The sequence below is a fragment of the Fictibacillus enclensis genome, assembly GCF_030123385.1.
Classification (GTDB): Bacteria; Bacillota; Bacilli; order Bacillales; family Fictibacillaceae; genus Fictibacillus_C; species Fictibacillus_C enclensis.
Genome location: NZ_CP126109.1, coordinates 2,956,297 through 2,977,320, shown reverse-complemented (window position 1 = coordinate 2,977,320; position 21,024 = coordinate 2,956,297). Strand labels below are relative to the sequence as shown.

20 protein-coding genes are annotated in these 21,024 nt (G+C 44.3%); all 20 read left to right on the top strand.

Translation table 11 applies throughout. The annotated features are described in order from the left end of the window. Positions 1-100 precede the first annotated feature (100 nt). Positions 101-1,924 carry a translation elongation factor 4 gene (lepA, locus tag QNH15_RS15680; RefSeq protein WP_283889248.1) on the top strand — a complete coding sequence of 608 codons (1,824 nt, stop codon included), beginning with the start codon at positions 101-103 and terminating at the stop codon, positions 1,922-1,924. 84 nt (positions 1,925-2,008) lie between these two features. Then, positions 2,009-3,148, top strand: coding sequence for a radical SAM family heme chaperone HemW (gene hemW, locus QNH15_RS15675; RefSeq protein WP_283889247.1), 1,140 nt, complete (start codon positions 2,009-2,011; stop codon positions 3,146-3,148). 90 nt (positions 3,149-3,238) lie between these two features. Then, on the top strand, positions 3,239-4,261 hold the full coding sequence (gene hrcA / locus QNH15_RS15670; RefSeq protein ID WP_061971198.1) for a heat-inducible transcriptional repressor HrcA: 1,023 nt from the start codon (positions 3,239-3,241) through the stop codon (positions 4,259-4,261). Positions 4,262-4,300: 39 nt separating this feature from the next. Then, a complete protein-coding gene (gene grpE, locus QNH15_RS15665; RefSeq protein ID WP_283889246.1) occupies positions 4,301-4,897 on the top strand; it encodes a nucleotide exchange factor GrpE in 597 nt (198 codons plus the stop codon). A gap of 45 nt (positions 4,898-4,942) precedes the next feature. Then, the gene (gene dnaK, locus QNH15_RS15660; protein ID WP_283889245.1) at positions 4,943-6,775 is read left to right on the top strand and encodes a molecular chaperone DnaK; all 1,833 of its coding nucleotides are present in this window, start codon (positions 4,943-4,945) and stop codon (positions 6,773-6,775) included. Positions 6,776-6,958: 183 nt separating this feature from the next. Then, positions 6,959-8,077 carry a molecular chaperone DnaJ gene (dnaJ, locus tag QNH15_RS15655; RefSeq protein ID WP_283889244.1) on the top strand — a complete coding sequence of 373 codons (1,119 nt, stop codon included), beginning with the start codon at positions 6,959-6,961 and terminating at the stop codon, positions 8,075-8,077. A 27-nt stretch (positions 8,078-8,104) separates the two neighbouring features. Beyond that, positions 8,105-9,061: a 50S ribosomal protein L11 methyltransferase gene (gene prmA / locus QNH15_RS15650; protein ID WP_283889243.1), complete on the top strand. Its 957-nt coding sequence runs from the start codon at positions 8,105-8,107 to the stop codon at positions 9,059-9,061. Position 9,062: 1 nt separating this feature from the next. Continuing rightward, positions 9,063-9,815, top strand: coding sequence for a 16S rRNA (uracil(1498)-N(3))-methyltransferase (locus QNH15_RS15645; protein WP_283889242.1), 753 nt, complete (start codon positions 9,063-9,065; stop codon positions 9,813-9,815). 5 nt (positions 9,816-9,820) lie between these two features. Next, positions 9,821-11,173, top strand: coding sequence for a tRNA (N(6)-L-threonylcarbamoyladenosine(37)-C(2))-methylthiotransferase MtaB (mtaB, locus tag QNH15_RS15640; RefSeq protein ID WP_129474972.1), 1,353 nt, complete (start codon positions 9,821-9,823; stop codon positions 11,171-11,173). Between the two features lie 121 nt (positions 11,174-11,294). Then, entirely contained in the window at positions 11,295-11,969 is a 675-nt protein-coding gene (deoC, locus tag QNH15_RS15635; protein WP_283889241.1) for a deoxyribose-phosphate aldolase, read from the top strand. A 114-nt stretch (positions 11,970-12,083) separates the two neighbouring features. Beyond that, complete coding sequence (gene rpsU / locus QNH15_RS15630) at positions 12,084-12,257, top strand: 30S ribosomal protein S21 (RefSeq protein ID WP_007202240.1); 174 nt, start codon at positions 12,084-12,086, stop codon at positions 12,255-12,257. A 15-nt stretch (positions 12,258-12,272) separates the two neighbouring features. Then, positions 12,273-12,716 (top strand): GatB/YqeY domain-containing protein, encoded by a 444-nt coding sequence (locus QNH15_RS15625; RefSeq protein ID WP_061971179.1) that lies wholly within the window; start codon positions 12,273-12,275, stop codon positions 12,714-12,716. Positions 12,717-12,885: 169 nt separating this feature from the next. Further along, entirely contained in the window at positions 12,886-14,226 is a 1,341-nt protein-coding gene (locus tag QNH15_RS15620) for an NfeD family protein (RefSeq protein WP_283889240.1), read from the top strand. After that, positions 14,227-15,240, top strand: a complete 1,014-nt coding sequence (gene floA / locus QNH15_RS15615) for a flotillin-like protein FloA (RefSeq protein ID WP_283889239.1) — start codon at positions 14,227-14,229, stop codon at positions 15,238-15,240. Next, positions 15,240-15,683, top strand: a complete 444-nt coding sequence (locus QNH15_RS15610) for a hypothetical protein (protein ID WP_283889238.1) — start codon at positions 15,240-15,242, stop codon at positions 15,681-15,683. The genes floA and QNH15_RS15610 overlap by 1 nt, the downstream gene beginning before the upstream one ends. Positions 15,684-15,789: 106 nt before the next feature. Beyond that, positions 15,790-16,077, top strand: a complete 288-nt coding sequence (gene yqfC, locus QNH15_RS15605; protein ID WP_061971698.1) for a sporulation protein YqfC — start codon at positions 15,790-15,792, stop codon at positions 16,075-16,077. A gap of 21 nt (positions 16,078-16,098) precedes the next feature. Beyond that, entirely contained in the window at positions 16,099-17,292 is a 1,194-nt protein-coding gene (yqfD, locus tag QNH15_RS15600) for a sporulation protein YqfD (RefSeq protein WP_283889237.1), read from the top strand. 5 nt (positions 17,293-17,297) lie between these two features. Further along, positions 17,298-18,266 carry a PhoH family protein gene (locus tag QNH15_RS15595; RefSeq protein WP_061971169.1) on the top strand — a complete coding sequence of 323 codons (969 nt, stop codon included), beginning with the start codon at positions 17,298-17,300 and terminating at the stop codon, positions 18,264-18,266. A gap of 146 nt (positions 18,267-18,412) precedes the next feature. After that, entirely contained in the window at positions 18,413-20,551 is a 2,139-nt protein-coding gene (locus QNH15_RS15590; protein ID WP_283889236.1) for an HD family phosphohydrolase, read from the top strand. Beyond that, on the top strand, positions 20,552-21,022 hold the full coding sequence (gene ybeY / locus QNH15_RS15585) for an rRNA maturation RNase YbeY (RefSeq protein WP_061971165.1): 471 nt from the start codon (positions 20,552-20,554) through the stop codon (positions 21,020-21,022). Positions 21,023-21,024: the final 2 nt, after the last annotated feature.

The window sequence follows — 21,024 nt, the reverse complement described above, 5'->3', positions numbered from 1 at the left end:
AGCGCTTTCGCAATTAGGTGGGTTCAGCATTGAACAACAGTGCTTGTATTGCTATAATCTAAACTAGTGTACTTTGCGCAAAAATGTAGGAGTGAAATGAATGAACCGAGAACAAAAACTGGAGAGGCAATCGAGGATTCGAAATTTTTCCATCATTGCTCATATTGACCATGGAAAGTCCACGCTGGCAGACCGGATTTTAGAGAAAACCAGCGCCCTTACCCAAAGGGAGATGAAAGAACAGCTTCTTGATTCCATGGACCTTGAACGTGAGCGTGGAATTACGATAAAACTGAATGCTGTGCAATTGAATTACAAAGCAAAAGACGGGGAGACATACATTTTTCATTTGATCGATACCCCGGGACATGTTGACTTTACCTATGAAGTATCCAGGAGCCTGGCTGCCTGTGAAGGAGCCCTGCTTATTGTTGATGCTGCTCAAGGGATTGAAGCACAAACGCTTGCCAACGTTTACCTGGCGCTTGAAAACGACCTGGAAATTCTTCCGGTCATCAATAAGATCGATCTGCCGAGTGCAGAGCCGGAGCGGGTAAGGAATGAGGTAGAAGAAGTAATCGGTCTTGATGCGTCTGAAGCTGTCCTCGCTTCTGCTAAAGCTGGAATTGGTATTGAAGAAATTCTCGAGCAGGTTGTTGAGAAAGTTCCAGCACCGGCAGGCGATCCCGATGCCCCGCTTCAAGCCCTTATTTTTGACTCCCTTTACGATCCATACCGCGGAGTTGTCACATATATTCGGGTGACAGAAGGAACGGTAAAAGTGGGGGACAAAATCCGTATGATGGCCACCCAAAAGGAATTTGAGGTCGTGGAGCTTGGAGTCTTTACCCCTAAAGCGGTCAACAAAGACTTTTTGACGGTCGGCGATGTTGGCTATTTAGCCGCGGCGATTAAAAATGTTGGGGATACCCAGGTGGGTGACACCATTACAAGCGCGGTCAAACCGGCGGCAGAACCGCTCCCGGGTTACCGAAAAATGAACCCGATGGTTTATTGCGGTCTGTACCCGGTGGACAATGCCAAATATAATGATTTGCGCGAAGCATTGGAACGACTTGTGTTGAACGATTCAGCACTGCAATATGAACCAGAGACTTCCCAGGCGCTTGGCTTCGGTTATCGCTGCGGTTTTCTTGGCCTGCTTCATATGGAAATCATTCAGGAGCGAATCGAGCGAGAGTTTAACATCGATCTGATCGCCACTGCTCCAAGTGTTATTTACAATGTGGCGATGACCGATGGTGAACAGATCATCGTGGACAACCCGGCCAACATGCCAGAAGCCCAACTCATTCAGACGGTGGAAGAGCCGTATGTAAAAGCGACGATTATGACACCGAATGATTATGTTGGAACGATCATGGAAATTTGTCAAAAAAAACGCGGGATTTTCCAGACCATGGACTATCTTGAAAACAATCGGGTCAATGTGCTGTATGAAATCCCTCTTTCTGAAATTGTTTATGATTTCTTTGACCAGTTGAAGTCAAGCACAAAAGGCTATGCATCACTCGATTATGAATTGATCGGCTACAAGCCTTCCAAACTGGTAAAGATGGATATTTTGCTTAACGGGGAAAAGATTGACGCACTATCGGTTATCGTTCATAAAGATTTCGCATATGAGCGGGGGAAAGTAGTCGTCGAAAAATTGAAAGAGCTTATTCCGCGCCAGCAGTTTGAGGTCCCTATTCAAGCTTCCATCGGTCAGAAGATCATTGCCAGATCGAACATTAAAGCATTGCGTAAAAATGTACTGGCGAAATGTTACGGCGGTGACATCTCTCGTAAGCGAAAGCTTCTTGAAAAGCAAAAAGAAGGTAAAAAGCGGATGAAGACGATCGGACGTGTTGAAGTCCCTCAGGAAGCGTTTATGGCGGTCCTGCGCATGGACAATGATTGATTTAGGCGAATAAAACAGGCACCAAGAGAAGACCGCAGATTTTTTGCGGTCTTCACAAATTTTAGAAACGAAAGCAGTGATCGTATGCCGGAAGCGGCTTATTTTCATATTCCATTCTGTGTGAACATCTGTCATTACTGTGATTTTAATAAAGTTTTCCTGAAGGGCCAGCCTGTCAACGAGTACCTGGACTATATAGAAAAGGAAATGAAAAACACGCTAAAACAGTCACCGTTCTCCAGCATGAAGACACTTTTTGTTGGAGGAGGGACTCCGACTGCTCTGGATTATGAGCAATTTGAACGGTTTTTAACCATGGTTAATCGGTACTTCTCGTCTTCGGACCGGCAGGAATTCACGGTGGAATCCAACCCGGAACAGACGGATCTAAGAAAACTTGAAATCATGAGAGATGCGGGTGTTAACAGATTGAGCATTGGTGTACAGGCATTTCAGGATAATTTATTGAAAGAGCTCGGACGGACTCATAACCAGGAGGATGTTGTACGAACGGTTTCGGAGGCCAAAAGGCTGGGGCTTGATAACATATCACTCGATATTATGTTCGGTCTTCCACGCCAGACGGTTGACATGCTGAAGGAAACTCTTGATATCGCATTTTCGCTTGAGGTGCCTCATTTTTCTGCCTATTCCCTGCAGCTTGAACGGAAAACCGTTTTTTATAATCGTGCTGCCAAAGGGGAACTTCTGCTGCCTGAACAGGAAGAAGAGGCGCGGATGTATGAGGTGCTCATGGAAGAGATGGATAAGCATGGTTATGTTCAATACGAAATCTCAAACTTTACGAAACTTGGTTATGAAAGCCGGCACAATCTGCAATACTGGGATAATAACGAATATTATGGTATTGGTGCGGGGGCTCACAGTTATGTGAACGGTACACGAAATGCTAATGCAGGACCGCTGAAAAAGTATATGTCGCTCATTGATGAGACGGGTTTTCCTTATATACATAAAGATGTTCTGTCATCCTCCGAGAAAATGGAAGAGGAACTTTTTATGGGACTCAGGAAAATGAAAGGTGTTTCTGATCAGCGATTTATGGAACGCTACGGGCTGTCGATGTTTGATGTGTTCGGAAGTCAAATCGATAAACTGCTGGAGCGTGGGTTGGTCAAACGATCGGGAGACATGCTTGCATTAACCAGGAATGGAACGTTTTTGGGCAATGAAGTGTTTCAAGAATTTATCGGAGTAGTTTAATCGTTGACAATCTTTAGTGGCATTTGGTAATTTAATATTAGATTTAGCACTCGCTCTTTTGGAGTGCTAACAGCCACGGAGGTGAAAAGGATGTTATCTGAAAGGCAGCTTTTTATACTTCAGGTGCTGATCGATGATTACATCCAGCACGTTGAACCTGTTGGATCCCGGACGATTTCTAAAAGAGAAGACGTTCATTTCAGTTCTGCTACCATTCGAAATGAATTAGCTGATCTGGAGGATATGGGGTATCTTGAAAAAACGCACACCTCTTCCGGACGGGTGCCTTCTGAAAAAGGGTACCGTTTCTATGTGGATCATCTGTTGAGCCCAACCATTCTTTCAACAGCTGACATTTTTAACATACAGGATTTATTCAATGAGAAATTGGCAGAAACGGAACGGATTTTTGAGCAATCCGCCAAAATTCTATCCGAACTTACCAATTACACTTCCATTATCCTAGGACCTGAGGCTCTGGAAACGACATTAAAGCACATTCAGCTGATTCCATTGGGAGGACAGCAGGCTGTCGCGATCTTCGTCACAAGCACGGGCCATGTGGAAAACCGGCATGTCTCCTTGCCGGGTGGCATAGCGCCCGAAGAAATTGAAACTCTCGTCAATATTTTGAATGAAAAATTGACGGGTGTTCCGCTCGCGGAGCTCCACCAAAAAATACGAGATGAGCTTAATCTTGTGTTCAGAAAGCATATTAATAATCACCAGCAAGCGTCATTGTTTATCGATGATATCTTTAAGTGGAGCAACAGGGATAAAATATTCTTTGGTGGAAAAACAAAGATGCTGTATCAGCCAGAATTCAGGGATGTGGAAAAAGTCCGTATTCTGCTTGATGCACTGGAAGAGAAGACGGTCATCGAACAGCTGTTATCTGCGAATAATGAAGGGATAACCGTAACGATTGGACAGGAAAACCAGGTGGAAGCGGTCCGGAATTGCAGTCTGATTAAAGCATCCTACTCTTTTCACGGAAAGCATATCGGCACAATTTCATTAATCGGGCCGACCCGAATGGAGTACAAACGGGTTATCGGTCTGCTTGATACCATCAGTAAAGAATTTACAAATCTGTTTAATGCGAGATATTAAATCTTAACGAACACCGGATCAGGTTAGGGAGGTGACAACATGGAAAACAATCATAAAGATACTGCTGAATTTGAGGAAATGAATGATACTTTGCAAGAGGAAGCTGCTGAGGCTGAACATCATGAAGTTCCAAACGCGCAGGGGAATGAAGATCAAGCGGCTGAATCATCTGAACCTGTTGTGGAAGACAGCAGAATTGCTCAACTGGAAGCCAGCCTGGCTGATACTGAGAACCGGCTGCTTCGTGTACAGGCCGATTTTGAAAATTTCAAACGCCGTACACGGGAAGACCAGGCGGCTCAGTTAAAATATAAATCTCAAAGTCTGATTACACAGCTGTTGCCTGCTCTTGATAACTTCGAAAGAGCCATGGATGTTAAGGTGGAAGATGCTCAAGCCGCTTCTGTTCTGCAAGGAGTGGAAATGGTGTATCGCCAGCTTCTTGAGGCGGTGAAGAGCGAAGGACTGGAAGTTATTGAAACCGAGGGCGCAGCATTTGACCCGAATCTTCACCAGGCGGTCATGCAAGTCCAGGATGAAGAATATGAGTCCAACGTGATCGTTGAAACCCTGCAAAAGGGATACAAATTAAAGGACCGAGTCATTCGGCCGGCAATGGTAAAAGTAAATCAGTAATATTAAGGCACTTAATATTACATATAAAAGTGGAGGGTATGTTACATGAGCAAAATTATTGGAATTGACTTAGGTACAACAAACTCTTGTGTTGCTGTAATGGAAGGCGGAGAAGCGACGGTTATTCCGAATCCGGAAGGCAATCGCACAACTCCTTCGGTTGTAGCTTTTAAAGATGGAGAGCGTTCAGTTGGGGAAGTGGCAAAACGCCAGGCGGTTACCAACCCGAATACCATCATTTCTATCAAACGCCATATGGGTTCTGAACATAAAGTGGAAGCAGAGGGCAAAGCATATACGCCTCAGGAAATTTCTGCGATCATCCTTCAAAAATTGAAAAGTGATGCAGAGAGCTATCTTGGAGAAAAAGTAGAACGTGCAGTAATCACTGTTCCTGCTTATTTCAACGATGCACAGCGCCAGGCGACCAAAGATGCTGGGCAAATCGCAGGACTGCAAGTAGAACGTATCATTAACGAGCCGACTGCTGCTGCACTTGCATATGGTCTTGAAGAAGAGAACGATCAAAAAATCCTCGTATTTGACCTTGGTGGCGGTACTTTTGACGTATCCATCCTTGAAATCGGTGATGGTAACTTTGATGTTCTTGCAACTTCAGGTGACAACAAGCTGGGCGGTGACGACTTTGACCAAGTAATCATTGATCATCTTGTATCTGAGTTCAAAAAAGAAAACGGCATCGACCTTTCTCAAGATAAGATGGCGCTTCAGCGTTTGAAAGATGCTGCTGAGAAAGCGAAAAAAGATCTTTCTGGTGTCACTCAAACTCAAATTTCACTACCGTTCATCACCGCTGATGCAACTGGTCCTAAGCACTTGGAAGTATCCATGAGCCGTGCGAAATTTGAAGAGCTTTCTTCTGACCTTGTGGAGCGTACAATGGGGCCGACTCGCCAGGCATTGAACGACGCAGGATTCTCACCAAGCGACATTGACAAGGTTATTCTTGTTGGGGGATCTACTCGTATTCCAGCTGTTCAGGAAGCGATCAAAAAGTTCACAGGAAAAGATCCATTTAAAGGGGTTAACCCTGATGAAGTAGTAGCTCTTGGTGCAGCAATCCAGGGTGGAGTAATTACTGGTGACGTTAAAGACGTTGTTCTTGTTGACGTAACTCCTCTATCTCTTGGTATTGAAACACTTGGCGGTGTATTCACAAAGCTGATTGACCGAAACACTGCGATTCCGACTACAAAATCTCAGGTATTCTCTACAGCTGCTGACAACCAGCCTTCTGTTGACATTCATGTTTTGCAGGGTGAGCGCGAAATGGCTGCAAACAATAAAACACTGGGCCGTTTTCAATTGTCAGACATTCCTCCAGCTCCACGCGGTGTTCCTCAAATCGAAGTATCCTTCGATATTGATGCGAATGGTATCGTAAACGTGCGTGCGAAGGACCTTGGAACAAACAAGGAACAGTCCATCACCATCAAATCTTCTTCAGGTCTTTCAGAAGAAGAGATTGAAAAAATGGTACGTGACGCGGAAGAAAATGCAGAAGCTGACAAGAAGAGACGTGAAGAGATTGACCTTCGTAATGAAGCTGACCAGCTAATTTTTGCAACAGACAAGACGCTTAAGGATCTTGAAGGCAAGGTTGACGAAGCCGAAGTGACCAAAGCAAACGAAGCAAAAGAAGAGCTTAAAACAGCGCTTGAAGGCCAGGATATCGAAGCGATTAAAACCAAAAAAGACGCGTTGAGCGAAGTTGTTCAACAGCTATCCGTTAAGCTTTATGAACAAGCTGCACAAGCACAAGAGGCAGCTCAGGGCCAAGAGCAGGGCGAGAAGAAAGCCGATGACAACGTGGTAGATGCGGAATACGAAGAAATGAACGACGACGAAAAGAAATAATAACGTGATTTGGTAAGGAAAAAGTCAAAGTCAGGCGATCATCTTGGCTTTGACTTTTTTCCGTTTTGATGCATTTCACTTGCAAATGTTAAAAACAATTCACATATTTAACGATCTTTGTTGAAAAATGAAAAGCAACAATGGTAAGATAATTTTTATGTGAAGATTCGGGAGTGGGTTTCTATGAGTAAACGAGATTACTATGAAGTACTCGGTTTGGATAAGAATGCATCCACCGAAGAAATAAAAAAAGCCTACCGCAAACTGACCAAGCAGTACCATCCTGATGTAAACAAGGAACCGGATGCTGCCGAGAAGTTTAAAGAGGTGCGGGAAGCGTATGATACGTTAAAAGATCCTCAAAAAAAAGCACAGTACGACCAATTTGGCCATACGGATCCTAATCAGGGATTTGGCGGTTTTGGAGGCGCAGGAGCTGATTTTGGCGGCTTCGGAGACATATTTGATATGTTTTTCGGCGGCGGGGGAAGAAGAAACCCGAATGCCCCGAGACAGGGATCAGATTTACAGTACAACATGAACCTCAAGTTTGAGGAAGCGGTTTTCGGTAAAGAAACCGAAATTGAGCTTCCTAAGGAAGAAACATGTGAAACATGTCACGGATCAGGCGCGAAGCCTGGCACGAAACCGGAAACATGCTCACATTGTAAAGGTGCAGGCCAGCTGAACGTCGAGCAAAATACACCGTTTGGACGTATCGTCAACAAACGAGTATGTCAGTACTGCAGCGGAACAGGCAAAATTATCAAAGAAAAATGCGGTACGTGCCATGGTAAAGGGAAAGTAACTACCACAAAGAAAATCAATGTGAAGATTCCTGCAGGCGTGGATAACGGCCAGCAAATCCGCCTTTCCGGGCACGGTGAACCAGGCGTAAACGGAGGTCCTCCAGGAGACCTTTATGTGGTTTTCAGAGTTCTTCCTCACGAATTTTTCGAGAGAGACGGAGACGACATTTATTGTGAAATGCCTATTACCTTTGCTCAGGCTGCCTTGGGAGATGAAATTGAAGTTCCTACATTGCATGGACGAATCAAATTGAAAATACCGGCTGGAACACAGACCGGAACTCATTTCCGTCTGCGCGGAAAAGGAGTTCAAAATGTCAGGGGACGCGGTCAGGGAGATCAGAACATCCAAGTGAAAGTGCTGACACCTACCAAGCTTTCCGACAAACAGAAGCAATTGCTGAGGGATTTTGCCGAGATCGGCGGAGATGTGCCGGATGAGCATGAAGAATCCTTTTTTGACAAAGTAAAAAGAGCCTTTAAGGGCGAGTAATGGATCATAGGAATGGAGTTGATAGAATTGAAATGGTCAGAAATTAGCATTCATACTACCCAGGAAGCGGTTGAACCAATCTCAAACATTCTACACGAAGCAGGTGCCAGCGGCGTGGTGATAGAAGATCCGGAAGATTTAATAAAAGAGAGAACATCCGTTTTTGGGGAAATCTATCAACTCGATCCTAATGATTATCCTGAAGAAGGCGTACTGATAAAAGCGTATTTGCCGGTAACAAGTTTTCTCGGTGAAACAGTAGATGAGATCAAAGAAGCCATTAATAATTTAATGACCTATGATATCGATCTCGGCCATAACCATGTAACCATCAGTGAGGTAAATGAAGAAGAGTGGGCAACCGCCTGGAAGAAATACTACAAGCCGGTAAAAATTTCCGAAAAGATAACCATTACACCGACATGGGAAGATTATCAGCCGGTGAGCTCTGATGAAGTAATCATTGAACTGGATCCGGGAATGGCTTTTGGCACCGGGACCCATCCAACAACGGTCATGTGCCTGCAAGCCATCGAGAAATACCTGAACCCAGGGGATGAGGTCATTGATGTAGGAACCGGCTCCGGTGTTTTAAGTATCGCTGCGGCCCACCTGGGAGCGAAGCATGTTCAGGCATTTGACTTGGACGAAGTAGCAGTTTCAAGCGCCAATATTAATGTGAAACTGAATAAAGCAGCGGAAAAAATCACTGTAAAGCAGAATAACTTGTTAAACGGTATTGAAGGTCCTGCCGATCTAATTGTGGGCAATCTGCTTGCTGATATTATCCTGCGTTTTGTTCCAGATGCCGCAAGGGTGCTTAAACAAGATGGCCTGTTTATTACTTCAGGCATTATTCAAGGAAAAAAGAACGAAGTAAAAGAAGAGCTGAACCAAAATGGCTTTACCATTGTGGAAGTGCTGGAGATGGAAGACTGGGTAGCAATCATTGCGCGCAATCTTTCGGACTCGAAAGAGGTCTAGCATGCAAAGGTACTTTGTTTCAGGAAACGATATGAGCGGAACCAACGTGACAATCACGGGCGATGATGCAAATCATATTGCAAAAGTAATGAGAATGGAAAACGGCGACCATATTATTTGCTCCGATAGTCAGGGCCGGACGGTGCTCTGTGAAATCACGGCGGTCGACCGGGATTCTGTCCATGCCTCTGTGATCGAAGAGATACAGGAACAAAAGGAATCTCCTATACAGGTCACCATTGCCCAGGGAATTCCTAAAGGAGATAAGCTGGAAACGATTATACAAAAAGGAACCGAGCTTGGGGCAAAGGGATTTTTGCCTTTTTCTTCATCACGGTGTATTGTAAAATGGGATGAAAAAAAAGGTCAGAAAAAAATCCTGAGGCTTGCAAAAATTGCAAAAGAGGCGGCTGAGCAGTCACACCGCAGCGTCATTCCTGACGTCTTTTCGCCTGTTTCCTTTACAACTCTTTTGAAACAAGCAACTGATTTTGATTATAAAATTGTGGCTTATGAAGAAGAAGCGAAAGAGGGAGAGACAAAGCGGCTGGCTGAAGTCCTGTATTCCATGTCTCCCGGTTCGACGCTTCTTTGCGCCATCGGCCCGGAAGGCGGATTTAGCGGGCAGGAAGTATCTGAATTAAAGGAAGCTGGTTTTGTTTCCTGTGGACTTGGCCCCCGAATACTGCGTACAGAAACAGCAAGTTCTTATCTCCTTAGCGCTGTTTCCTATCATTTTGAATTAATGAGGTGATTGAAATGCCATCAGTGGCTTTTCATACATTAGGCTGTAAAGTAAACCATTACGAAACAGAAGCGATTTGGCAGCTGTTCCAGAGTGAAGGTTATGAACGTAAAGAGTTCGAGCAGACAGCTGACGTTTATGTAATTAATACATGTACTGTAACCAATACAGGCGATAAAAAAAGCCGTCAGGTGATCCGCCGGGCGATCCGTAAAAACCCGGATGCGGTCATTTGTGTGACGGGATGCTACGCCCAGACCTCTCCTGCGGAAATCATGGCGATCCCGGGTGTGGACATTGTGGTCGGAACCCAGGATCGTGGGAAGATGCTTGGGTTTATTGAGCAGTTTAAAGAAGAACGGCTTCCTATCAATGGTGTCGGCAACATCATGAAAGCACGTGTGTATGAAGAACTTGATGTTCCATCATTTACGGACCGTACACGTGCATCCCTGAAAATCCAGGAAGGATGCAACAACTTCTGTACATTTTGTATCATTCCCTGGGCACGCGGGCTCTTGCGCTCACGGGATTCAAAAGAAGTCATCCATCAGGCACAGCAGCTTGTCAGTGCCGGATATAAAGAGATCGTGCTTACTGGCATTCACACTGCTGGATACGGTGAAGATTTGAAAGATTACAACTTTGCCATGCTTCTTTCAGAATTGGATGAGAAAGTGGAAGGATTGAAACGGCTTCGCATTTCTTCCATTGAAGCGAGCCAGATTACGGACGAAGTGATCGAGGTCATGAACCGATCCGATAAGGTCGTTCCTCATCTTCATATCCCGCTTCAGTCCGGTTCCAACACGGTTCTTCAAAGAATGCGCAGAAAGTATACTATGGAGCTTTTTGCAGAGCGCATTACCAAGTTGAAAAATGCACTTCCTGGTTTGGCGATTACTTCAGATGTCATTGTCGGATTTCCCGGGGAAACGGAAGAAGAATTTATGGAGACCTATAATTTCATCCGCGACCACAAATTTTCCGAGCTTCATGTCTTCCCATATTCCAAGCGCACCGGCACACCTGCCGCACGGATGGAGGAACAAGTTCCTGAAGAGGTGAAGAACGAACGAGTTCACCGCTTGATCGAGCTTTCAGATCAGCTCGCCAAAGAATATGCTTCAGATTACGAAGATGAAGTGGTAGAGGTAATTCCTGAAGAAGCATATAAGGAAGAAAAGGGAACAGGCCTGTATGTTGGGTACACACCGAACTATCTCAAAGTCAGGTTCCCTGCAACCGAAGAGATGATCGGAAAACAAGTCCTTGTGAAAATTTCGAAAGCGGGTTACCCGTATAATGACGGCCAGTTTGTAAAAGTAATCGATGATCATCTTTCCAAAGAAATTGCAAACTTCTGATACCACTGAAAGTCCGGATACCCGGGCTTTCTTTTTTTGTGTAAACCAGGGTTTTGTATTTTAATGTCGGGTTTTGGTAAAATACATAGGAAGAGAAGAAGTGTAGAAAGGATGATAAAAAATGGCTGCATCAGATCTTGCTAAACTCATTGACCATACCGCTTTAAAACCGGAAACAACAAAAGAGGATATTTTAAAATTGTGTGCCGAGGCAAAGGAATTCAAATTTTTTTCAGTTTGTGTTAATCCTGTTTGGGTATACACTGCGTTTGAGCAACTGAAAGGTACAGACGTGGCTGTTTGTACAGTCATTGGTTTCCCGCTTGGTGCGAGCACCCCTGAAGTGAAGGCATTTGAAACAAAAAATGCCATTGAAAACGGGGCAACTGAAGTGGACATGGTAATCAATATCGGTGCTTTAAAAGGGAAAGAGTATGATCTGGTTGAACGAGATGTCCGTGCTGTCGTTGAAGCTGCAAAGGGGCGTGCACTGACCAAAGCCATTATTGAAACGTCCCTGCTTACAGATGAAGAAAAAGTAAAGGCCTGTGAAATCGCAGTTAAAGCTGGCATCCAATTTGTGAAAACCTCTACCGGGTTTTCCACAGGAGGAGCAACGGTAGAAGACATCCGCCTTATGCGAGAGACGGTCGGCCCGAATATTGGCGTAAAAGCTTCAGGCGGAGTACGCGACAGGGAAACCACGCTTGCCATGGTGGAAGCTGGGGCAACCCGGATCGGGGCAAGTGCAGGAATTGCCATTGTTAAAGGCGTAAGCTCTGAATCAGATTATTAAAACAAAGCGGATTTTTGTTGACCATTATCAATTGATATATTATAATGGCAAAAGATATGTGACGCATTTCTATCACTAATTGTGACTGAAATGGTCTGGAGGGAGGGAAAGAAAATGGCAGAAACCCGTGTTCGTAAGAACGAATCCATTGATGATGCTCTTCGTCGTTTTAAAAGATCCGTTTCCAAAGATGGAACTTTGGCAGAAGTGAAAAAGCGCAAGCATTATGAAAAGCCAAGCGTTAAACGTAAGAAGAAGGCTGAGGCAGCAAGAAAGCGCAAGTTCTAAGAGAGGTGTAAGTTTATGAGTCTTCTTGATCGATTAAACCAGGATATGAAACAAGCGATGAAGGACAAAAACAAGCAAAAGCTTTCTGTGATTCGCATGGTGAAGGCATCCCTTCAAAACGAATCAATCAAGCTCGGGCACGACCTGAATGAAGAAGAAGAGCTCACTGTTCTTGCACGTGAAATGAAACAAAGAAAAGACTCCCTCCAAGAATTTGAAAAAGCTGGACGCAATGATTTGGCAGATCCTTTGAAAGAAGAAATTGCCATCATTACGGACTATATGCCACAACAATTATCCGAGGATGAAGTGAAAGAGATTGTCCTGGGAGCCATCGAACAAGTTGGTGCTTCATCAAAAGCGGATATGGGTAAGGTGATGGGAGTGGTGATGCCTCAAGTAAAAGGCAAAGCCGATGGTTCTCTTGTCAACAAGCTCGTTCAACAAAATTTATCTTAAATCGAACAGACGCCTTGAGGCTTAGCCTCACGGGCGTCTTTTTGCGTTAATTATCCACTTGGTTTTTCCAAAATACATACTGTACAATGGAGAGGGAACTTTCCAGATATTGAAACTTTTTTGTTGGTCAGTCGTATGAATAAATGAGGATTAAAAAGGGGGGGAAACGTTGAGAATAATCCGGATGATATTCTTCCTTGGACTGATGATGATCCCGCTGCTGACGGTCATCAAGCCGGCTGCCGGTGAAGGAAATGGCAAGACGGTATATGTAATTCCGGTACAGCAGGAAATTGAAAGAGGTCTTGAAGCCTTCCTTGAGAGAAGTTTGGACGATGCCGAAAAAGCAGGTGCAGACCACATTATTTTTGAAATCAACACGCCAGGAGGAAGAGTGGATTCAGCTAATAAGATTGCCCAGCTGATCAGATCTACGAAAATACCCACTACTGCTTACATAATTAAAGATGCTTTTTCTGCCGGAGCGTATATTGCATTGAATGCAAATGAAATTGTTATGAAACCGTCAACAACAATGGGCTCTGCTGCTGTAATCAATGCACAGGGCAATACAGCTGGGAAAAAAGCGGAATCCGCCTGGATTGCAGAAATGGAAGCGGCAGCAGAACTCAACAACCGCGATCCCAAATATGCAAGGGCAATGGCAGATGAAAACATAGAAATCAAGGACCTGGGCCTTGAGAAAGGGAAACTGTTAACCCTGACAGCCAATCAGGCGCTTAAGGTAGGCTATGCAGAAAAAATAGTGAATGACCGGCATGAACTGCTTTCGTATCTTAAGCTTGATGACGCAAAAATTACGGAAGTAAATTTAAGCCTGGCCGAAAAAGTAGCTCGTGTGGTTACAAATCCAATTGCAGTAGCCATCCTTTTTTCTGTTGGATTTTTGGGGCTCGCCATTGAACTTTTTACACCTGGTTTCGGTATTGCTGGCACCATCGGTCTTCTGTCAATGGGTCTTTATTTCTTTGGTCATATGATTGCAGGACTTGCCGGGTGGGAATCGGTCGCGCTTTTTGTGCTGGGTCTTGTGTTTTTGTTCCTGGAAATTTTTGTTCCGGGAGGCATTATAGGAGTGTTGGGGGTGGTTGCAGTGATTGCAAGCTTGGTCATGGCAGCAGGATCGGTAACGACTGTAGCCATTTCGATAGGAATCGCTTTTGTTGTTACTGTAGTAGGATCTTTCTTTTTCCTTAAATATTTTGGCTATCGGGGACCACTGAGAAAACTGATCTTGTTTGACAGCACGAGCACGGAAAAGGGATACATTTCAAATGACCAGAGAGCGGATCTTACAGGGAGGATTGCGGAATCTATCACGCCTCTTAGACCATCTGGTACAGCAGATCTCGATGGAGAATATCTGGATGTTGTAACAGAAGGCAGTTTTATTCCAAAAGGGAAAAAGTTAAAAATTGTTAAAGTACAGGGATCAAGAATCGTAGTTAGAGAAGTAAAAGAAGATTTATCAGAAAAAGGAGGAGATTAAATGTTTTCAGGTTCCATCGCAACGCTTGTTTTAATTGGCGTTATTATTATTGTGCTTGCAATTCTATTTTCATTTGTGCCGGTTGCTCTTTGGATTTCAGCACTTGCTGCAGGAGTACGGGTTGGGATTTTTACACTGATCGGTATGAGGTTAAGACGGGTTATCCCCTCAAGGGTCATCAATCCGCTGATCAAGGCACAAAAAGCCGGGTTAAATCTTACGACCAATCAGCTCGAAAGCCATTACCTGGCGGGAGGAAATGTAGACCGTGTGGTAAACGCTCTCATTGCCGCACACAGAGCGAACATTGATTTAACGTTCGAAAGGTCGGCAGCGATCGATTTAGCCGGAAGAGACGTCCTGGAAGCCGTACAGATGAGTGTTAACCCCAAAGTAATTGAAACGCCGTTTATTGCCGGTGTGGCACTGGATGGCATTGAAGTAAAAGCGAAAGCGAGAATAACTGTTAGAGCCAATATTGAACGCCTGGTCGGGGGAGCAGGAGAAGAAACCATTATTGCCCGTGTAGGGGAAGGTATTGTTTCTACCATTGGTTCAAGTGAGAATCATAAAAAGGTTCTGGAAAATCCAGACACCATTTCCCAAACCGTTTTATCCAAAGGACTGGATTCCGGAACCGCGTTTGAAATTCTGTCAATTGATATTGCTGATATTGATATTGGCAAGAATATTGGGGCAGCACTGCAGACCGACCAGGCGATGGCTGATAAAAACATTGCACAGGCGAAGGCGGAAGAACGCCGGGCCATGGCTGTTGCCAACGAACAGGAAATGATCGCCAGGGTTCAGGAAATGCGTGCAAAAGTGGTGGAAGCCGAAGCCGAGGTGCCACTTGCCATGGCCGAAGCACTTCGTTCGGGAAATATGGGTGTGCTTGATTATGCCAATTTGACCAACGTGATTGCAGACACAAACATGAGAGAATCGATTGGAAAACAGGCGAATCCTTCATTAGGAGAAGATGATTTGCCGGGCACTAAAGGGAAGAAATAATGGATACCCTTATCAATCAGCTTTTCGATGCCATCGGTGATTTGCTTCCATTTATCATTTTTGTGGTCGTGGGACTGTATGGATTGATTAAAAGAGGTCTGTCGCAGCAGAATGATCCTCAGCGACAACGGCGGGTTCAAAGGAGAACAGTGGAAGCTTCGGATGCTGCAGCTGCCCAGAAAGCAAAAATGGAAAAGACCGCAAAGAATGAAGAAGAAATTTCTTCAGCAACAACGATGCTGGAAAGGTATCAAAACATCCAGATGAAGCCACGGTCATCTTCAACTACCCGGTCAGGTGTCTCTTTAAACGACAGATACAAGGACCGAAGCAATGAAATTGTATCTTTTACGGTAAAAAAAGAGAATCTCGTGGAGGGAATTATTTGGTCGGAGATTCTTGGCAAGCCACGCGCTTATCAGCCGCTTCACAGAAAAAAATGAAGAAGAACCATGTGTCAAAGGGGACTGCATCTTATGCGGTCCTTTTTTTAATTTATGGTGATAGTTTATCTCACCCTTTCATAAAAATGAGATGAGAGGGGTGTTGCTGATGGCAAAGTGGAGGCAGCAAGTAACAAAATGGTTAGTGGAAAAACTTGATCTCCCAGCGGATGCCATGATGGATTTACCCCGCATTACGATGATTGGCCAGTTACATATCTATATAGAAAATCACAGAGGGGTTATGGCCTTTTCAAGGGAAGAACTAAAGCTTCGTTTAAAGCAGGGACACCTTGTGATCAAAGGTCAGGACTTTGTTATTAAAACCATTCTTCCCGAAGAAATATTGCTCGAAGGCACCATTGAAGGGGTCTATTATGACAAATCCACTTAAAAACCAGTACGGGAGGCTGCTATGAAAAAGGACTGGCTGGAGCTGATAAACAGTTATGTGAAAATCGAATTGAGAGGCGACGATATTGAAGGTTTCATCAATGGATGCCTGGCCCGGGGGATCGCAATCTGGAACATCGAACGGACAGGAGAGGGGTCAGTATCCGCCTGCCTTTATACGAAAAACATGAAAGAAGTACGGCCGCTTATGAAACAAACAAGGTGCAAGTTTCGCCTGTTAGAGAAGAACGGTCTGCCGTTTTGGGCAGTCAGGATGTGGAAAAGGAACGGCCTCTTGCTTGGACTTGCAGGTTTTTTTGTGGTTATATTTCTGCTATCCAATATGGTTTGGAATATTAATGTGACAGGAGCAAATCCTAAAACAGAATACCAGCTTCTCAAAGCGGCAAAAGAATTGGGGATAAAAAAAGGCAAGTTTATCTTCCTTCTCCCCAATGTCAGACAGCTTCAGCAGCAGCTGACCAACGCCATGGACAATGTAACCTGGATCGGAGTCAGTCTGAATGGGACAACCTATAATTTTCAGGTTGTAGAAAAGGAAATCCCTAAACGAAAGGAAACGTCATCACCAAAGCATCTGGTGGCAAAAAAGGATGCGGTGATCTATGATATGTTCGTTGAAAAAGGACAACCCGTGGTTTCCCCGAATCAGTTTGTCTATAAGGGCAGTCTCCTCGTATCCGGATATATCGGAAAGGAAGGGAAAACCAAGCTTGTCCCGGCCAAGGGAGTAGTCTGGGGGGAAACATGGTATACGACAAGCGTGACCGTTCCGCTAAAAACGGATTTTCAAACCTTTACGGGAAACATGGTAACGCAGCATAAAATAAATCTGTTTGGTCTCAAAATTCCGATTTGGGGCTGGAAAGATGAGGAATATAAAACACAAGAGGTCAGCAAGAATGAAACTCCGCTGAAATTTTGGAAATGGACACTGCCGATTTCTTATATAAAGAAGGAAATCAGGGAAACGGATGGCGTGCACCGTGTGTATACAAGATCCCAAGCCATCCAGGCAGGGAAAGCAATGGCCAGAAAAGAAGTAAGGAAACTGCTGTCCCACGATGCGAAAATTAAGGGAGAAAAAATTTTGCGCCAGTCCGTTTCAAATGGTAAAGTAAATTTATCGATGCACTACCAGGTAATTGAAAATATTGCATCTGAACAACCTATACTTATCCAACAAGGAGACTGAGTAGTTTGTCAGAAACCACTAAATTACAGCGATTACAACTAGAAGATCAGGGAGAAGCCCTGGCGCTTTTCGGACCGAACGATGCTTTTCTGAATATTATCGAAGATAAGCTTTCAGTCACCATTGTCACAAGAGGCGAAGACATATCGGTTACGGGAACGGATGATGCCGTTCAAAAGGTGGAAGATGTGCTGATCGTGCTACTGGGATTGATCCGAAAAGGAATTCATATTTCCGAACGAGACATTGTTTATGCTGTTCAGCTGGCGGAACGGGAAATGCTCGATGAAATCACTGAATTGTATCAGCAGGAGATTACAACCAACGTAAAAGGCAAACCAATCAGAGTAAAAACACTCGGTCAGCGTCATTATGTAACAGCGATGAAAAAAGGGGACCTGGTCTTTGGGATTGGCCCTGCAGGTACAGGGAAAACCTACTTGGCTGTGGTTATGGCAGTAGCTGCCTTGAAAGAAGGAAAAATCAAAAAGATTGTTTTGACAAGGCCGGCAGTTGAAGCTGGTGAAAGCCTTGGCTTCCTCCCTGGCGACCTAAAAGAAAAGGTCGACCCCTATTTGCGTCCGCTGTATGATGCTCTTCATGATTTGTTGGGAATGGAACATACAGAACGACTGATTGAAAGAGGCACCATCGAAATTGCGCCGCTCGCCTATATGAGGGGAAGAACGCTCGATGAATGCTTTGTCATTCTTGATGAAGCTCAAAATACCTCTCCAGAACAGATGAAAATGTTTCTGACACGCCTTGGTTTTGGCTCAAGAATGGTCATTACGGGCGATTTAACCCAAATTGACCTTCCAAGAGGGAAAGAGTCAGGGTTAAAAGTGGCAGAACGCACCTTGAATGGCGTGCCAGGCATACAGTTTATTTTCTTAAAGCAGCTTGATGTGGTAAGACACCCGCTGGTCCAGCGCATCATTTCGGCCTACGAAAAGAACGAGGGTGGCAAGTAGAAGAAGCCTCAGGTTTATTAAATAAAACCTGAGGCTTCTTCTTTTTTTGCAGAGAAAAATTTACGCTTGCAATTCTGCTATACCTTCTCTGTCCAGTTTTTGTTAATATGGAAATACAAAGCAGTGACAGGCGGGGGCTGAATGTGATGAGCAATAATGTGATAAAACGGTTTAAGCTTAAAAGAAAGAACTCACCTAAAAGTTGGTCGATCCTGCTCTTTGGATTATTGGCCTTGATCATTTACTCGACTTTATTAAGCAATGTCACACCTGATACGGTGGATGCTGAGCCGTATTCCATTTCTCCTCGGGACATACAATCACCGATCACCATTGAAATGAAGGAAGAAACGCTAAAAAAGCAAAAGGATGCGGCGGATACGGTAGAAAATATCTATTCCTATGATCAAGACAGTCCGCTCAAACAAGCTGAAAAATCAAATGAAATCTTCAAGGCCATTGAAAAAATTAACGAAGCGGAAAAAAAGGACAAAGACAAAGAACCACTTACACTTGATCAGAAAATCGATCAGATCAAGGGCATGGTCGGCAACAATCAAATTTCACCCGAAGCTTATACTGCTCTGTTTAATGCATCTCCTTCAGAATTGCGTTCAGCAAGAGATTTGGCTAGTTCGGTTATCAATGACACGCTGAAAAATAAGATCAGAGTGGACCAACTTGGATTTTTTCGCGACCGGGCCGAAGATAACATCCAGCAAAATTCCAACTTTGCTTCTTCATTAAAAAGTGCAGTAATCGAGCTGACGAGAAGCAATATTGTTTCTAATTATCTGCTTGATGTGGATAAAACGAAGCTTGCCAAGCAAAAAGCCATTGATGAAGCAGAGCCTGTGGAGATTAAAGAAGGGGAAATCATCGTAAGAGAGGGCGATGTCATAACGCCTGAAAAATTTAAACAGTTAAAGCTAGTCGGTCTGCTGGATAAAGAAGTTGCGGTATATCCCTATGTTGGATTGCTCCTTTTTGTTCTTATCCTGGTCATAGGCTTGTATTATTTAATAAGAGATTCATTTGCTGCCAAAGAGAGCGGCAAAAGAAAACAGATTCTCCTTTATATCATCCTGATGGCTTTTTCCCTCCTGGTGATGAAGCTGTCCAGCTTCATTGACAAAATGGAGATTACAGGAATCTTTTTTATCGTTCCTATTGCAGCGGGAGCGATGATGATCAAAATGCTCCTGAACGAATTTACAGCTATTCTTTCAAGTGTTTTATTTGCGCTGTGCGCCACATTGATGTTTAATGAAGGATCGACCGGTACATTTAACTTTCCGCTCGGGATCTATGTACTGCTGGGGTGTATTGCAGGCGTTATTTATCTGGGCAAGCGCCATTTAAAATCAAGGATACTGAAAGCGGGGCTTCTCGTTTCTTTTATTAATGTTGTATCGATCCTGATCATTCTGCTGCTTCAAAACGGAAAATATTCACCCGTACAGATTGGAGTCGAGATTGGGTTTGGTTTTGTTTCCGGATTTTTGGCATCCGTGCTCGCGTTGGGTCTGATGCCTGTATTTGAATCATGGTTTGGTGTGTTATCCACAACAAGGCTGATTGAACTCTCCAACCCGAATCATCCCCTTCTGCGCAAGCTTTTGCTTGAAGCGCCGGGGACGTATCATCATTCCGTCATGGTTGCCAACCTTGCCGAAGCAGGCTGTGAATCCATCGGTGCGAACGGGTTGCTTGCAAGGGTGGGCTCATATTATCACGATCTTGGAAAAACAAAAAGGCCGCACTTTTTTATCGAAAATCAGATGAATATGGACAATCCCCATGAGAAATTAACTCCACAGCTGAGCAAGACCATCATTATTGCGCATCCGTATGATGGATCGGAGATGTTGAAAGAATATAACTTGCCGGCAGAAATTATTGATATTGCCGAACAGCACCATGGAACCACACTGCTTCAATACTTTTACCATAAGGCAACAGAACAGAGCGAAAAAGATATTCCGGAATCGGATTTCAGATACCCGGGTCCAAAAGCACAATCAAAGGAATCTGCTGTTGTGGGGATTGCAGACAGTGTCGAAGCAGCCGTGCGTTCTCTATCTAAGCCGACACCGGTTAAAATTGACTCCATTATTCGCAAAATTATCACAGACAGGCTGGAGGATGGCCAGTTTGACGAGTGTGAACTGACCTTTAAAGAATTGGATACGGTCGCTAAAACGCTAAGCCAGACATTGAACGGTATCTTCCATTCGAGGATCGAATACCCCGAACAGCAAATTAAAAAGAAGGTGGATTTATAAATGAGCTTACACATTGATTTTACTGACGAAACCGAACAGGTGACACCGGAGCAGGTAGAGGAATTGACCAATCTTCTCAATCATGCTGCAGCCATGGAGGAGCTGCCTGATGAAACCGAGCTGTCATTAACATTCGTGACCGATGAGAGGATCCACGAAATCAATAGACAATACCGGGACAAGGACCGGCCAACGGATGTGATTTCATTCGCCATGGAAGAAATGGGCGAAGGGGAGATTGAAATCACGGGAGCCGAACTGCCAAGAATCCTTGGGGACATTATTATCTCCGTGGATACTGCAAAGCAGCAGGCCGAAGAATACGGGCACCCCTTGATGAGGGAGATTGGATTTCTTGCGGTCCATGGTTTTCTTCACCTTTTAGGCTACGATCATCTATGTGAGCAGGATGAAAAACAAATGTTTGGCCGGCAGGATGAAATCCTAAATGCATACGGCCTGACGAGATAACA

What these genes read in the sequence shown, in the direction of transcription:
- lepA (WP_283889248.1), top strand. Translation starts at nt 101, where the DNA reads ATGAACCGAGAACAAAAACTGGAGAGGCAATCGAGGATTCGAAATTTT.
- hemW (WP_283889247.1), top strand. Translation starts at nt 2,009, where the DNA reads ATGCCGGAAGCGGCTTATTTTCATATTCCATTCTGTGTGAACATCTGT.
- hrcA (WP_061971198.1), top strand. Translation starts at nt 3,239, where the DNA reads ATGTTATCTGAAAGGCAGCTTTTTATACTTCAGGTGCTGATCGATGAT.
- grpE (WP_283889246.1), top strand. Translation starts at nt 4,301, where the DNA reads ATGGAAAACAATCATAAAGATACTGCTGAATTTGAGGAAATGAATGAT.
- dnaK (WP_283889245.1), top strand. Translation starts at nt 4,943, where the DNA reads ATGAGCAAAATTATTGGAATTGACTTAGGTACAACAAACTCTTGTGTT.
- dnaJ (WP_283889244.1), top strand. Translation starts at nt 6,959, where the DNA reads ATGAGTAAACGAGATTACTATGAAGTACTCGGTTTGGATAAGAATGCA.
- QNH15_RS15645 (WP_283889242.1), top strand. Translation starts at nt 9,063, where the DNA reads ATGCAAAGGTACTTTGTTTCAGGAAACGATATGAGCGGAACCAACGTG.
- mtaB (WP_129474972.1), top strand. Translation starts at nt 9,821, where the DNA reads ATGCCATCAGTGGCTTTTCATACATTAGGCTGTAAAGTAAACCATTAC.
- deoC (WP_283889241.1), top strand. Translation starts at nt 11,295, where the DNA reads ATGGCTGCATCAGATCTTGCTAAACTCATTGACCATACCGCTTTAAAA.
- rpsU (WP_007202240.1), top strand. Translation starts at nt 12,084, where the DNA reads ATGGCAGAAACCCGTGTTCGTAAGAACGAATCCATTGATGATGCTCTT.
- QNH15_RS15625 (WP_061971179.1), top strand. Translation starts at nt 12,273, where the DNA reads ATGAGTCTTCTTGATCGATTAAACCAGGATATGAAACAAGCGATGAAG.
- floA (WP_283889239.1), top strand. Translation starts at nt 14,227, where the DNA reads ATGTTTTCAGGTTCCATCGCAACGCTTGTTTTAATTGGCGTTATTATT.
- QNH15_RS15610 (WP_283889238.1), top strand. Translation starts at nt 15,240, where the DNA reads ATGGATACCCTTATCAATCAGCTTTTCGATGCCATCGGTGATTTGCTT.
- yqfD (WP_283889237.1), top strand. Translation starts at nt 16,099, where the DNA reads ATGAAAAAGGACTGGCTGGAGCTGATAAACAGTTATGTGAAAATCGAA.
- QNH15_RS15590 (WP_283889236.1), top strand. Translation starts at nt 18,413, where the DNA reads ATGAGCAATAATGTGATAAAACGGTTTAAGCTTAAAAGAAAGAACTCA.
- ybeY (WP_061971165.1), top strand. Translation starts at nt 20,552, where the DNA reads ATGAGCTTACACATTGATTTTACTGACGAAACCGAACAGGTGACACCG.